This window comes from Pseudomonas sp. 21LCFQ010, from assembly GCF_024129905.1.
Taxonomy (GTDB): domain Bacteria; phylum Pseudomonadota; class Gammaproteobacteria; order Pseudomonadales; family Pseudomonadaceae; genus Aquipseudomonas.
The window spans coordinates 1-13,833 of record NZ_JAMYDZ010000009.1 but is presented as its reverse complement, the minus strand read 5'-3'; the positions used below and the strand labels follow the sequence as shown (position 1 = coordinate 13,833).

Below are 13,833 nucleotides of genomic sequence, written 5' to 3'. Positions count from 1 at the left end.
ACGCGCTCAGCCCGCTTGCACAGTGTGTTCAGCCGCAGGGCGGGGGCGGGTCAGCAAACTGACCAGCACAAAACTCACCAGCCCCAGGCTCAGGCTGTAATAGATCGGCGTGTTGGCTTCCAGACCGTCCTTGAACATGAACACCAGCGCCGCCAGGCAGCCGAGGCTCATGCTGGCGATGGCACCGGCGGTGGTCGCACGTTTCCAGTAAATGGCGCCCAGCATCGGGATCAGGATGCCACCGACCAGCAGGTTATAGGCCAGGGTCAGGGCGCCGATCACGTCGTTAACGATCAAGGCGATGGCCAGCATCAGCAAGCCGGTCAGCAGGGTGAACAAGCGCGCCATGCCCAGGCTCGACTCACGCCCACCGCGCAGGCGCGGCAGCAGGTCTTCGGTGATGGTGGTCGAGGCGGCAAGCAGGCCGGCACTGGCAGTGGACATCATCGCCGCCAGCGCCGCCGCGATCACCAGACCGCGAATGCCATCAGGCAAGGCGCTTTTCACGATCGCGGCAAACGCGTTGTTCGGCGAGTCCAGCTCCGGCAACAGCACCTTGGCGCACATGCAGATCAGCGCACCGACCAGGCCGTAGATCACGCAGTAAACCCCGGCCATGCTGCCCGCCACCCGCGCCACGCCCTCACTGCGGGCGGTGAACACCCGTTGCCAGATGTCCTGGCCAATCAGGATGCCGAAGAAGTAGATCAAAAAGTAGGTGATGATGGTGTCGTAGCCGATGGTGGTCAGGCTGAACGCGCTGGACGGCAGCCGCGCCACCAACTCATCCCAGCCGCCGACGCGGTACAGGCAGATCGGCAGCAGGACGAACATCAGGCCGACGGTCTTGATCACGAACTGGACGATATCGGTCAGGGTCAGCGACCACATGCCGCCGATGCTCGAATACACCACCACCACGCCGCCACCGAGCAGCAGCGCCGACCAGAACGGCAGCGCAAACAGCACCTGCAGCACAGTACCGATGGCCAGGGTCGAGACCACGCCGATCATCAGCGCATAGGCAAACATGATCACCGCACTGGCCTGACGGGCCATGGGCGTGTAGCGCCGCTCCAGAATCTGGGTCACGGTAAAGATCCGCAGCTTCAGCAACGGCCGGGCGAGGAACAGGTTGAGCACGATGATGCCCACCCCCAACGCCGCACACAGCCAGAAACCCGACAGGCCATGCACATAACCCAGCCGCACCGTGCCGACCGTGGCCGCACCGCCGAGCACCGTGGCCGCCATGGTGCCCATATAGAAGGCCGGCCCGAGGTTACGCCCGGCGACCAGAAACTCTTCCGGGTTACGCGCCCGGCGCATGCCGTACCAGCCCAGCAACAGCATGCCGAGGGCGTACAAAAGGACAACGGAGATATCCAGGATCATGCTCTTTTTCTCGTTTTATCTGGAAAGGGTCCGGGCCCGCACGCGCCCGGAATTGGCAAGGCGATCAGACCAGTGAGGCGTTGTTCAGCGGGGCAGCACCGGGCTGTTTGCAGCGCACCCAGCGCGGGCCGGCCGGGCCGTAGACAGCGGCCGGTTCCGCAAAGGTATTGAGCAGGGTCAGATACAGCAGCGCCGCCATACCCAGGGTGATCGGCAGGCTGATATCGATGCCGCCGGCCAGCTCGCCCAGTGGCCCGACAAACTGCCCCGGCAGGTTGACGAAGCACAGGCCCAGCGCCGCGCTGGGCAACCACGCCCCCAGGCCGCGCCAGTTCCAGCCGTGGTGAAACCAGTAATGGCCGCCGCGCTCGCCACGGGTGAACACCTGCAAGTCATCGGCGTGGTAAAAGCCGCGCCGGGTGATCAGGCCGAGGATCATCACCACCATCCACGGGCTGGTGCAGGTGATGATCAGCACCGCAAAGGTCGACACGCTCTGCACCAGGTTGAAGGCAAACCGGCCGATGAAGATAAAGGCGATGGCCGCCACGCCGATCAGCAGCGTGGCGCCGGCGCGGCTGAGCAGCCGCGGGAACATGCTCGACATGTCCAGGCCGGTGCCGTACAGCGCCGTGGTGCCGGTCGACAGCCCACCGATCACCGCGATCAGGCACACCGGCAGGAAGAACCAGCCCGGCGAAATCGCCAGCAGACCACCGACATAGTTATTGGCCTCGATGTACTGCGGCGCCTGGCTGGCCACCAGCGTGGCGGTACACAGGCCGAACAGGAACGGAATCAAGGTGCCGGCCTGGGCCGCCAGCACGGCCAGCATGATGCGAATTTTGGAGGTTTCACGCGGGATATAGCGCGACCAGTCGCCGAGAAACGCGCCGAACGACACCGGGTTGCTCATCGCCAACAGCGCCGCACCAACGAACGCCGCCCAGAACCCGGCCTGGCCGAGATTCACGCTACCGGCATAGCCCGCATCGAACGGCCCGGCAAAGGCTGCGATGCCCAGCAAGAACAACAGGCTCGATGCCCACACCGCAATCTTGTTGACCCACAGCATGAAGCGAAAGCCAAAGATGCACACCACCAGCACCAGCACCGCAAACAACCCGTAGGCCAGGCCCAGACTCAGGTCGTTTTCCGGCAGGCCGACCAAGCGCTGCGCGCCGCCGACCAAGGCATCGCCAGAACTCCACACCGACAGCGAGAAGAACGCCACCGCCGTGAGCAACGACAGGAATGAACCGACGATCCGCCCGTGCACGCCGAAATGTGCCCCGGACGACACCGCATTGTTGGTGCCATTGAGCGCACCAAACAGCCCCATCGGCGCCAGGATCAGCGCACCGACTGCCACCCCCAGCACAATCGCCCAGACCCCGGCCTGGAACGACAGCCCGAACAACACCGGGAAACTGCCCAGCACCGCCGTGGAAAAGGTATTGGCCCCGCCGAAGATCAGCCGGAACAGATCAATGGGGGATGCATCGCGTTGGTTGTCGGGGATCTGCTCGACACCAAAGGTTTCGATACCAGTCGAATGACTCATGGGTAACTCCAGCGCCTGTCACGGTTGTTGTAAGGCCAGCGCAGGCACGCTGACCCTTTATGGCCGCCCGTTAACCCCGGGCGGAAGGTTGGATCTGATTCTTGTAATGTTGCCGGCTCTGCTGACGCTGCCTGATCTGCTGGATCTGACGGTCCTGTGCGGTCCCGTAGGACCGGCTTCAGCCGGGAATGCTGGCTACCATTCGCGGCTGAAGCCGCTCCTACAGCGACCCAAACAGCGCCACCGTCATCCGGCCGTCACAGCCGACAAATGCTCATGCCACGCCACCCAGCGCTCGCCCTCACGGCGAAACACAATGGTCTCGCGCTCTTGCACTGCCACGTCCTCACCCGCCAGCCGCAGCCGGGTCGCGACGTCATGCACAAAGATCGCCACCTCCCCATGCACGCTGACCGTGGCATTGCTCGACTCACAGCCCAGCACGGCAAAGCCGTCAGCCTGCCACTCGCGCCACAGCGCCTCATACTCGGCCCGGCTGTTCAGCCGCTTGCCCACGGTATGAAAAACAAAGCTGGCGTCTTCACTGAAAAAGGCGAAATACGCCGCCGTGTCGTTACTGGCAAAGGCCCGCACCAGCGCCGCCGCCGCTTCATGCACCTCAAGCTCGCGGCTCATCGGCGCACCACACCCGGCAACACACAGAGCATTTCGTAAAGCAGGTTGGCGCCCAACAGCGAGGTATTGCCGGTGGTGTCATACGGCGGCGACACCTCAACCAGATCGCAGCCGATCAGGTCCAGCCCCTGGCAACCGCGAATAATCTCCAGCGCCTGAATGGTGGTCAGGCCACCGACTTCCGGCGTACCGGTGCCCGGCGCCCAGGCCGGGTCGATGCCGTCGATATCGAACGACAGATACACCGGACCGCCGCCGACCTTCTCGCGCACTTCAGCCATCAGCGGGGTCAGCGACTGGTGCCAGCACTCCTCGGCCTGCACCACCCGAAAGCCCTGCTTGCGGCTCCAGTTGAAATCCTCGGCGGTATAGCCCTGGGCACGCAGGCCGATCTGCACCACCCGGTCGCTGTCCAACAGGCCCTCTTCCTGCGCGCGGCGGAAGGTGGTGCCGTGGGCGATCTTCTCGCCGAACATGTGATCGTTGACGTCGGCATGTGCATCGATATGCACCAGCCCGACCTTGCCGTGCTTCTTCTTGATGGCGCGCAGGATCGGCAGGGTCAGAGTGTGGTCACCGCCCAGCGTCAGCGGGATGATGCCGTGATCGAGAATGCGGTCGTATTCCTGCTCGATGATGCGCACGGCATCCAGCAGGTTGAAGGTATTGATGGCAACGTCGCCAATGTCCGCCACGTTCAGCGAATCGAACGGCGCGGCACCGGTGGCCATGTTGTAAGGGCGGATCATCACCGACTCGGCACGAATCTCCCGCGGCCCGAAACGGGTGCCGGAACGCAGCGACGTACCGATATCCAGCGGGATGCCGACAAACGCGGCGTCGAGCTTGTTCAGCTCTTCAGGGCTCTGCACATGCGGCAGGCGCAGCATGGTGGCGATACCACCGAAACGGGGCATCTCGTTGCCGCCCAAAGGCTGGTGGAAGGTCTTGTCCACGGGGTGGCCTCACATTGTTCTAATTGGTGTGCGGCCATTCTGGTGACGCCCCGCAGGCAGAAGAATCGCTGCGGGCAAATACTTAGTTCAGAGATTTCTAAACTATCGGCCAGGCGCTCGCGGTCGCTCGGCCAGCCACGAAATCTACGTCCGACGCGCACCCGGTGGGAGTTGGCTTGCCAACGAATGCGGCGGCACATCCACTACAGATGGGCCGGCTTACTGGCTATTTCATGGGCGACCGGCTGGTTCCTCCCGCAGATCAGAGTCAAATCTGAACTTGAGCACGACACAAAACTGATGGGCCCCAGCTCGCTAGCGAAACGGCCCATCAGCCCAACCCAAAACCACCCACCTACCCCACAACCCCCAACCCCCATTAAACTGCCACCAGTCCAAAGCCCGGTGCCCTCATGTCCTCTGCCCTGCCCGACCTCAAACTGCTGCGCATCTTCGCCTGCGTGGTGCGCCATCAGGGCTTTGCAGCAGCACAACAGGAACTCAACCTCTCGACCTCGGCCATCAGCACCTACATGAGCCAGCTCGAAACCCAGCTCGGCATCGTGCTCTGCCACCGGGGCCGTGGCGGCTTCAGCCTGACCAGCAAGGGCGAACTGTTCCACCAGGAAACCCTGCGCCTGCTGGCCGAACTCGAAGGCTTCGAACGCTACAGCGCCGCCCTCAAAGGCGAACTGCGCGGCACCCTCAACTTGGGCGTGCTCGACTCCACCGTCAGCGACCCGGCCTTGCCGCTGGCCGATGTCATCGGCTCCTACAGCAAAGAACACCCCGCCGTGCACCTGCACCTGTCCGTGCTCAGCCCCGCGCAACTGCAACTGGGCGTCCAGGAAAACCGCCTGGACCTCGCCATCGGCGCCTTCTCGGTGCGCATGAACGGCCTCATGTACCAGGCCCTGTACCGCGAACAACACTGGCTGTACTGCAGTGACCGCCACGAACTGTTCGACCAGCGCCGCATCCCGGCGCAAACCATCACCCAACAACGCATGGTCGGCCGCGGCTACTGGAGCCAGGCCGAACTGGCCCGCCACGGCTTCAAACACAGCGCAGCGACCGTGGAGTCGATGGAAGCGCAGCTGATATTGGTGCTGTCCGGGGCGTATATCGGGTATTTGCCGGAGCACTATGCCCAGACCTGGGTGGAGCAGAAACGGCTCAAGGTGTTGCTGCCAGCGGTGTTTGGGTATCAGGCACCGTTTGAACTGGCGATACGTAGAGGGCGGGCGCGGGAGCCGTTGATTATGAGTTTTCGGGATCGGTTGAAGGGGTGGTTTGAGGGGTAGCTTTGGTTCGACTCGTAGGAGCGGCTTCAGCCGCGAAGCCAACTGCATTCAATCCGAATCAATATAACGGTCGCGCTCAAAAAACAGACTCAACCCGGTCAGCCACATGATCAGGAAGACATTGAACGGATCGAAATCGGCCAACTGCGGGATGCTCCAGAAAGTGCCCGCGAAACCAGTGGTCATCAGCGTAATGCCCAACCACTTGCGCCAGGTTCGGTGTTTCAGACAGAACATCAGCACAAAAGCCAACGTCGCCGTAACGCCAAAGATCAGGTTGTCCATTAGCCGCCACCTTTGGACTTGATCAAAATCGACTGCATGGAGCGCTGCGGACCGATGCCTCCACTCACCGAAGCCTGCACCGAGAACATGATGTCTCCAGCGTGGTAAGTGCGCAATTCACGCTGCGTCATGTAACCCGCTGCCCCACCCGCCCCGATAGACGCCGCCTTGCCCAACGGGCCCGCCACAGTACCGGCAATAGAACCGACGACCTTGGCAATCGTTGCCCGTTGGCTGTTGAGCGCATCGGCCTGCTCGCGCAGCAATGGCTTGGAGACCCGAATCAACATGTCACAAGGACGCTGACCGGCTTGCATGCGGTCGTAAAGCTCGACGATCAAGTCACTGGCTTGCCAGCAACCGGCGCCGAGATCGCAGAGGTACAGCGCACGCAGATTTGGCCGGTCTTCGGGCATGACGGTGAGTTTGGTGAGGGTAAAGATGATGCCGAAATGGGCTTGATGCTGGGTTCTTTCGGGTTGCACTGGAGCGGCTCCGCGAGTGGGGTTGGGCGGAGTGTGGTGGGTGGGGGGCGGTCAGCGGTCACGGGGGGTTAAAAAAGGAAATAGGCTACGGTGGCAGGAGAGTGGAGCCACGGAAACGTCCCACAATTTAGCTGCTTGACGGTGATCTGGAGCACAAATCTGGTAACTGTGCTGGTTCGCGGGACCTAGGGGCTGCTGAAGTTTCACATCGATAGCCACTGGAAGACTCATGACATAGCGATGCCGTTTTCATAATTTCTCTTGAAACTTGTCAAAGCGAGATCCCACGGCTCGGTAATGCTTCAGTCGAACAAAAGCATTCTCCACCAGATGCCGATTGAGGCACAGCCTGCGATCCTGCCCCTCGTCTTCCTTGAGCGCCGGAGCGGTAGCGCGCTGCTGTTTCATATCCTGTCCAAGCTATGCGAGCACACCAGCTTGATCATCGCGACCAACCTCAGTTGCTCAAATGGTCGAGTGTTTTCGGCGATACCAAAATGACCATCGCGCAGGGGATCGACTGGCACACCACTGCCACATCGTAGAAACGAGTAATGAATCCTACTATATGCAACACAGCACCCTGATTGACGAGATAAGGGTCAAGACACGTGAACGAAAGCGTAAGAAGAACGATGCAGTTGAAGAGGACGAGCCCTTTGATCCAATAGGGACATGCCTTTGCCGTATACATAGATATGGTGGGGCTTTCGATCTTTTTAAGGCAGGGCAGGACTGAAACGCCACATCCCAAAGGCCCACAAAACGGGCGTCAAACAAAAAACGATGAAAAAAACTCGCCATGGGATTGACCAAAAACATCCCATGGTGAAATATAGCGGCGCTCCAAGGAAAAAAGACCTGAGAAATCGAAATCTTTGGAGCGACGCTTCAATAATCATAAATGACTATTAGGAACTACTATTATGTACCCTACTAACGGCAGTCTGCCAAGTCCGATGGTCGAATCGGACATGGCTGTAGAGTATGACAACCGCCACGGCGCGGGCGATGCAAACGAAACTCCGCTTAAAGTCTTCATTGGCCACAATCTAGGTTTCCGTGTCTTCCTGATGTCGATTCCCTTCCGTAAGTTCGTCGAACTATCAGAGGTCGCTAACGATGCTTCCGGTGAGGTAGCCCAGCGCGCCCTTGACGAAAACCACGCGAAAAAGCTGGGCGTTTACATGCTCAAGGGGCTGGTATCTGCTGCCAAGATGGCCCGCATCGCAAAGAAACTCGAGGTACCACCGGCATTCGACAATCTGCTTAACTCTCTCGGCGAACAGCCATATTTCTCGCTGCAGCCTATTGTGTGCAACATCCGGGACGTAGCGCCATTGCCGATGGATGTTGGTGTCGACGGGATTCGGGGGTTCCCTGTCCTTTCCTCTGCCAATGAATATGCTTCGCACCAGATCTTTTTGTCTCAGCGTCATATCCTGTGGGTTGTCGATGGCCAGCATCGTCGTCATGCCGCAAAACTGGCCCTCAACTTCTTGGACGAGCTGCGGTCGCTACGTAAATATCCAAGTAAAGGCTTGGTACTGGCCTCGAAAAAAGGCGAGTCGGTGTCCGAAGATGAGATGTTTGTATGGAACGAGGCGGCGACCGCAGCCCGTGGCTTCGCAACTCTGACCGTTGAGGCGCATCTCGGCCTGAACATTGACCAAGAACGTCAGTTGTTCCACGATTTGAACCGTTTGGGCAAAAAGGTTGATTCGTCGCTGGCTTTCCAGTTCGACGGTTCGAACCCGATCACGCTCTTTATCAAAAACAAGCTGTCGGGTGATCTGGGCATCGCTGTGACGAGCGTTGAGACTAAAGACTGGTCGCAAGACACTGGCGCGGTGCTGCTGAAAGACATGGTAGGCATCAACGCCATCGCGTTCCTCAATAAGGGCAACGTGAGCGGTGCCACTCCAGCGGTCATTGAGCCTCGCGAGGCTATGGTACAGGAGCTATGGGGCAAGATCAGCGAGATTCCTCACTTCGGCAGCGAGCAGGCGAGAGAGAAGACAATCGCCGCGCAGCCAGTCGTGTTAAAGGCCATGGCGAAAATCGTCTACGACCTGAACTTCAGCAACCGCCGCCCGGCTAACGCAGATGCGCTATTTCAGCAGTTCTTGGAGCGTCTGCCGTCAGTGGACTTCTCTCACGATAACCCGATGTGGAACTACTACGGTTTGAGCGCTGGTGAGCGCCTAGATTTTGAGCTGACCAATCTAGCTGAATACCTACCAGAGGACGCTCCAGGCATCATCCGTGACGTAGGTGTGAAGCAGGGCGAGTTCATGCGCTTCAGCGTCAAGCATAATGACGTATTCCCACTGCTAGGTGACATGCTCCGCTGGGCCACCGGCCTACCGAGCCGTCGGTCGACCGACAAGTGATACTCCAGTAACAAGAAAACCGCCCTTCGGGGCGGTTTTTTATTTGCGCCAGCTTGAAGGTTTCCCCCTTACTGGGAGCTGTGGACGACAAAAGCTTCGGTGTCCATGGTGTCCGTAGAACTGGGTTGAAACGTCGTTATGGGGTGCAACCCGCCTATATCACACTGTTGCGTGCGGGAGACATGATCTATTTGTCTGGGCGCAAGGTCGCGGAACGTAGTAAAAACTGGCTTTTTGCCTAAAGCTCAGTAGCATCGCACCATTAACTGTTGCAACATCCTTTTCCTACAAGCCAGACGGAAAAGGACTACACGGTGAACGGAAAAAATCTACAAACCAATCTCACGGCTCAGTACGCATCTCAGCAACTGGATGTCGGAAAAGTCTATACCCGTGCAGATCTCAAAGATCTATTCGACATCACCGCTGCCAGCCTGAGAAACGGGATCTTCAAGCCCACAAGCCTCAATTCCGTATGGCTTTTCGTCACAGAGCGCAAGACCGCGGATCGCACCCAGTACGATGACCTTTTGGAAGGTGACGTGTTGCATATGGATGGCCAGTCCAGAGGACTGACAGACAAGCTCCTCGTAGAACACGTGGCTCGTAATCTGGAGCTGTTGGTGTTCTATCGAAAAGACAGAAACGAGTATCCCGGCTCAGGCTTTATCTATGAAGGTCAATTCAAATACCACTCACATGAAGGTTCCACGCCGACCAAATTCGTGCTTCATCGCCAAGACGCGGCAGAGCCCATGATTACCAGCATCGAAGTAGACTTGGAAACCCAAGGCGCATTCGACCCTACAGATCTAAAGGATGCCCGCACACGCACCCTTGCGAACATCGTGCGACGCAAAGGCCAGAGTGCATTTCGTAAAAAACTCCTGGAGGCGTACTCATCTCAATGTGCAGTAACAGGATGCAGAGTTGAGGCGCTACTTGAAGCTGCACATATCTTCCCTTATCTCGGCGCCGACACAAATGTGGTCAGCAACGGACTGATACTACGAGCAGACATTCACACGCTTTTTGATCTCAGCCTCTTGTGGATAGACCCTGCAACGCTGAAAGTTGGCATGACTGAAGAACTAAAAGACAGCGAGTACTGGTCATTGAACAACAAGCCGGCATTGCTACCTGAGGCAAAAAAAAATCACCCAAGCAACAAAGCGCTAACGGCTCATTGGACCGGACGTAGGATGAGCTGACTAGCTTTCGCTGATTCGGCTCCTAGACACTAATGAAGATTCCTACATAAATAGCAGCCCAGCAGACATTTGTATCTGCTCAGCTATTCGGTATCCTCCACATTCGGTGCTTAAGAACACCCAACGTAGAAATCGCTACCAAGGCTCCATTCCTCTGCCTTAAGAATGTGAGCTTTGGTTAGTGTCGTTGGGATTCTTCTGCCCCTCTACGTTGGTCACCAGCACCTTGAACCCAAAACGTAGAGGCTTCCTATGCAAAACGATCTATCTCCGCTCACCCCCACCATCTTCCACCGCTACGGCCGCCAGCTCCGCGTCACCCTCCTGGAAAACCAGGTCTGGTTCTGCGCCCGCGATCTTGGTCGCTTGATTGCCTGGCCGCTTAATGCCCGCAGCACCTGCAAACTCGATCCGGACCAGCGCCGTACCCTCTGGCTTGAAAGCCATGGCCGTTGTGAGGAAGAACTGATGATCAGCGAGTCCGGGGTTTATGTGCTGCTGGTGCATCACCATCACCCCGAGCAGCGCAGCTTGCGGCAGTGGATCACCAATGAGGTGGTTGCGGCAGTGCGGGATGCGCAGCCGTCGGCGAGCGATCAGGCGCCGATGCTGAGTCTGTTGCAGTGGCCTGGGTTGTCGATGAGTATGCTGCATTGGCAGAACGAGCCGTGGATTCGTTTGCGCGATGTGCCGCAGGTGTTGCCGGTGCCGGAGGCCGAGGCGTTGAAGGCGGGTGAGTCGTGGTGGCGGGCTTGTATCGGGCGGTAACCGCTTGGATGCCGGGACGGTGCAGACCGCCCCGGCTGTGGCTGCAATTCAGATCAACAGAGATCGCACCGCAGTGCTGAACGCACCCGCTATGACCGCTGGTTGACTGAGTCCAGTCGCTCACGAGCAGGGCATGTCACCGGCATGATTTGCTGTCTCGCCCGACAGAGGTTTCGGACGTTTCTTACATATCTTGGGCAAGTCAAAAAATACACTGCGCCTCCACTTCATGGAGGATCCCAGGATGGCTGCTTACGCTTACATCACGCTCAGAGACGAGCGCCAATGCCTGATGTCCGCAGGCTGCTCGACTCTGCCGTCACTCGGCAACCCGTACCGGGCCGGCCATGAAAACCAGACCCAGGACCTCACCTGCTCCAAGGTAACGGCCAGACTGTGCGACTGTGCGTCTTGGGGGGCCGAACGATGAGAACGCTTGAGGCTGCTCCACAAATGAGCGGGCAGAATCTTGAGGACGTGAGGCAAGCGGCGGCGCTTCTCAAGGGGCAGGCATGTTCTTTCGCGGCCCGAAATATCAGCGATGGGATGTCGCGGCTGCTGTTCAATCGGAAGGTGGCTTATTTTACGCAAGGTGTCATCAAAGAAGTCGAGAACGGAAGGAGCTCGGCCAAGAGTGGTTTAGAAAAGCTAAAAGACCAGCTGTCTCAACTTTTAGACGCATCTGAGGATATCGGCCGGAAGGTTGTAGGCATAGCAGGCGGCACTTCCCAAGTCACCACAGGCGCGCAGATATGCTATAGCTCAGTAGGGACTCTATGTCTATTCTTCGGTGTACCACTCATTGCCCACGGATCTAACAATATTTATGAAAATACGCGAAACCTGATCGAAAACCGCTCTGACGTAGAGGGACCGTTGAAAAAAGCCTACCAAGACCTGTTTGTATGGGCTGGGAGTACAGCGCGGCACGGCAACATGACTTACTATCATGTTGACTTAGCGCTTTCCGGGTATGGCCTGATACGAAAGGTACCGAACCCGGAAGCAATAAAACTCTGGTACAACTTTAAATCTGATTTCTTCATGAATTACAAAAACCTCTCCAAAAGTGCGCTTTTGCTTGAGGGTGCCGCAGACGTTATTACCTTAGACAGCCTGTATAACGAGTGGAAGAAAGGTGATGAGTGATTTTTTAGAGTTCTCTTGCTTTGGTTTCATTTCACTCGCAGCCTATTGGCTCGCACGCAGGATGCAACTTAAATTTTCTGAAGAAAACTATACGTCACTTAAGCTGACTCTAGCAATATTTTATAATCTTTCCATCATAGTCATACACATGGATTTTCTTCAAAACGGGACCCTTCCGTTGTACGGGCACATGAACAAGGCCTTTCCTGGGTGGATATCATTAGCCATGATCATTCTCCACGCGGGCGCTTTACCTTATGAAGTGACCAAAGAAACCTTGAGATCAAGAAGCATCACTCAGCTTAAAAAAACGAGAAAGAAAAATAGATTCCTGTTTTGGAGAAGATGACACACCAAACCGGGAATCTCCACCATCATGAATAAGAAAACATGACAGCAGAATATCATCACAAGCTGCTATTCATGTACGCAGAAGCTTCACTAATACCTTACGTCGCTGGCTTGAGGATGAAGTAAAAATTCGAGGAGAAAAAAACACACCCGCTCACGAGCACGGCATATAACCGGCATCATTTGCTGTCTCGACCGACAGAGGTTTCGGACGTTTGTTACATATCCTGAGCAAGTCAAAAAATACACTGCGTCTCCATTTCACGGAGGATCCCAGGATGGCTGCTTACGCTTACATCACGCTCAGAGACGAGCGCCAATGCCTGATGTCCGCAGGCTGCTCGACTCTGCCGTCACTCGGCAACCCGTACCGGGCCGGCCATGAAAACCAGACCCAGGACCTCACCTGCTCCAAGGTGACGGCCAGACTGTGCGACTGTACGGTTTGGGGGGGCCGAACGATGAGGACGCTTGAGGCAGGAAGCACCGGCTTGAACATAAACAACATCTACAATGAAGCTGTAAAAGATGATGAATAGCGCCTACTTCTACGTCACTTTTATCGTGATCACAGCGTTACTTTATCTGCCATCTATTTGGATGAGGATCGCTTGGTCGCAAGAAAACTATAGCCAGATCAAATATCTCATCGCGTTCAGCTACAATATGGCCATGTGTATTTCACACCTAAATTTTGTAAAAAACGGAGAGATATTTTTCTTGGGCACAATGGAAAACTTTGTGATGGGCTGGGTCTCCATGGGGATGTCAATACTGCATGCTTTCACAGTACCTTCCTCTGTAAAAAGACCTGGATCAAAACCTAGAAAATTTGACTCTCGCTTTTAGAAAAATGACAACAGAAAGCTACTTAGACTTACTATTAACGTACTCCTACGTCTCAATGATGGCGTACTTCATTGGTCTGAGGCTGGAATGCAATTTCCAAGAGAAAAAACATAGCCGCCTCCGCTTCTGGTCGGTACTGGGCTACAACACATTCCTCTTCATTCACCATCTGACGTTCTTTATCACCGGCTATCTATTTTTCTCTTTGGAAACAGATAGCTCCGTCGCAGGCTGGCTCGCCTTTCTTCTATCGATACTTCATGGCCGGTTAATCCTCAGGCAGATACGCAGCAGGTCGTGGTCGATCCTTAACCACTTTGATCCACGGCTTTGAAGTGGCGATGGAGTGAACACCACTAAGGATTCTCCGATCAAGTCACCACAGGCCATCTGACCTGTGCTGAAATAGCCCTCCGTCCAACTGCCCTCTACAAGCCCGCCATCCCATGAGTCAGATGAGCTTTTCCGATTTCGAGTACGCCGGTAA

13 protein-coding genes and 2 pseudogenes are annotated in these 13,833 nt (G+C 56.8%); 8 read left to right on the top strand and 7 right to left on the bottom strand.

Annotation, left to right across the window (positions count from 1 at the left end):
- Positions 1 to 6: 6 nt before the first annotated feature.
- The 4 genes from NJC38_RS12475 to speB form a co-directional block, all read right to left on the bottom strand.
- Entirely contained in the window at positions 7 to 1,395 is a 1,389-nt protein-coding gene (locus NJC38_RS12475; RefSeq protein WP_253115031.1) for a sodium:solute symporter, read from the bottom strand.
- A 64-nt stretch (positions 1,396 to 1,459) separates the two neighbouring features.
- Positions 1,460 to 2,959 carry a cytosine permease gene (locus NJC38_RS12470; RefSeq protein ID WP_253115030.1) on the bottom strand — a complete coding sequence of 500 codons (1,500 nt, stop codon included), beginning with the start codon at positions 2,957 to 2,959 and terminating at the stop codon, positions 1,460 to 1,462.
- A gap of 246 nt (positions 2,960 to 3,205) precedes the next feature.
- Positions 3,206 to 3,595 (bottom strand): nuclear transport factor 2 family protein, encoded by a 390-nt coding sequence (locus NJC38_RS12465; RefSeq protein WP_253115029.1) that lies wholly within the window; start codon positions 3,593 to 3,595, stop codon positions 3,206 to 3,208.
- Positions 3,592 to 4,551, bottom strand: coding sequence for an agmatinase (gene speB / locus NJC38_RS12460; RefSeq protein ID WP_253115028.1), 960 nt, complete (start codon positions 4,549 to 4,551; stop codon positions 3,592 to 3,594). The genes NJC38_RS12465 and speB overlap by 4 nt, the downstream gene beginning before the upstream one ends.
- Positions 4,552 to 4,964: 413 nt before the next feature.
- Between speB and NJC38_RS12455 the strand changes: the two genes are divergently transcribed.
- A complete protein-coding gene (locus tag NJC38_RS12455; RefSeq protein WP_253115027.1) occupies positions 4,965 to 5,855 on the top strand; it encodes a LysR family transcriptional regulator in 891 nt (296 codons plus the stop codon).
- Positions 5,856 to 5,903: 48 nt separating this feature from the next.
- Here the strand turns inward: NJC38_RS12455 and NJC38_RS12450 are convergent, their stop codons facing one another.
- The 3 genes and pseudogenes from NJC38_RS12450 to NJC38_RS12440 form a co-directional block, all read right to left on the bottom strand.
- On the bottom strand, positions 5,904 to 6,140 hold the full coding sequence (locus NJC38_RS12450; RefSeq protein WP_253115026.1) for a hypothetical protein: 237 nt from the start codon (positions 6,138 to 6,140) through the stop codon (positions 5,904 to 5,906).
- Positions 6,140 to 6,625 carry a hypothetical protein gene (locus NJC38_RS12445; protein WP_253115025.1) on the bottom strand — a complete coding sequence of 162 codons (486 nt, stop codon included), beginning with the start codon at positions 6,623 to 6,625 and terminating at the stop codon, positions 6,140 to 6,142. The genes NJC38_RS12450 and NJC38_RS12445 overlap by 1 nt, the downstream gene beginning before the upstream one ends.
- A gap of 227 nt (positions 6,626 to 6,852) precedes the next feature.
- A pseudogene (locus NJC38_RS12440) lies at positions 6,853 to 7,006 on the bottom strand (IS5/IS1182 family transposase); the annotation flags it as partial.
- On the opposite strand from NJC38_RS12440, the pseudogene NJC38_RS29025 reads away from it, so the two are divergent.
- The 7 genes and pseudogenes from NJC38_RS29025 to NJC38_RS12405 all read left to right on the top strand — a co-directional run.
- Positions 7,007 to 7,208: pseudogene (locus NJC38_RS29025) on the top strand (ATP-binding protein); the annotation flags it as partial.
- Positions 7,209 to 7,551: 343 nt separating this feature from the next.
- A complete protein-coding gene (locus NJC38_RS12430; protein WP_253115024.1) occupies positions 7,552 to 9,018 on the top strand; it encodes a DNA sulfur modification protein DndB in 1,467 nt (488 codons plus the stop codon).
- Positions 9,019 to 9,332: 314 nt separating this feature from the next.
- Positions 9,333 to 10,229 (top strand): HNH endonuclease signature motif containing protein, encoded by an 897-nt coding sequence (locus NJC38_RS12425; protein WP_253115023.1) that lies wholly within the window; start codon positions 9,333 to 9,335, stop codon positions 10,227 to 10,229.
- A 252-nt stretch (positions 10,230 to 10,481) separates the two neighbouring features.
- Complete coding sequence (locus NJC38_RS12420) at positions 10,482 to 10,997, top strand: Bro-N domain-containing protein (RefSeq protein WP_253115022.1); 516 nt, start codon at positions 10,482 to 10,484, stop codon at positions 10,995 to 10,997.
- A 244-nt stretch (positions 10,998 to 11,241) separates the two neighbouring features.
- Positions 11,242 to 11,427: a hypothetical protein gene (locus NJC38_RS12415; RefSeq protein ID WP_253115021.1), complete on the top strand. Its 186-nt coding sequence runs from the start codon at positions 11,242 to 11,244 to the stop codon at positions 11,425 to 11,427.
- Complete coding sequence (locus NJC38_RS12410; RefSeq protein WP_253115020.1) at positions 11,424 to 12,146, top strand: DUF4225 domain-containing protein; 723 nt, start codon at positions 11,424 to 11,426, stop codon at positions 12,144 to 12,146. Before NJC38_RS12415 ends, NJC38_RS12410 begins: the two co-directional genes overlap by 4 nt.
- Positions 12,139 to 12,495 (top strand): hypothetical protein, encoded by a 357-nt coding sequence (locus NJC38_RS12405; RefSeq protein ID WP_253115019.1) that lies wholly within the window; start codon positions 12,139 to 12,141, stop codon positions 12,493 to 12,495. The genes NJC38_RS12410 and NJC38_RS12405 overlap by 8 nt, the downstream gene beginning before the upstream one ends.
- Positions 12,496 to 13,833 lie beyond the last annotated feature (1,338 nt).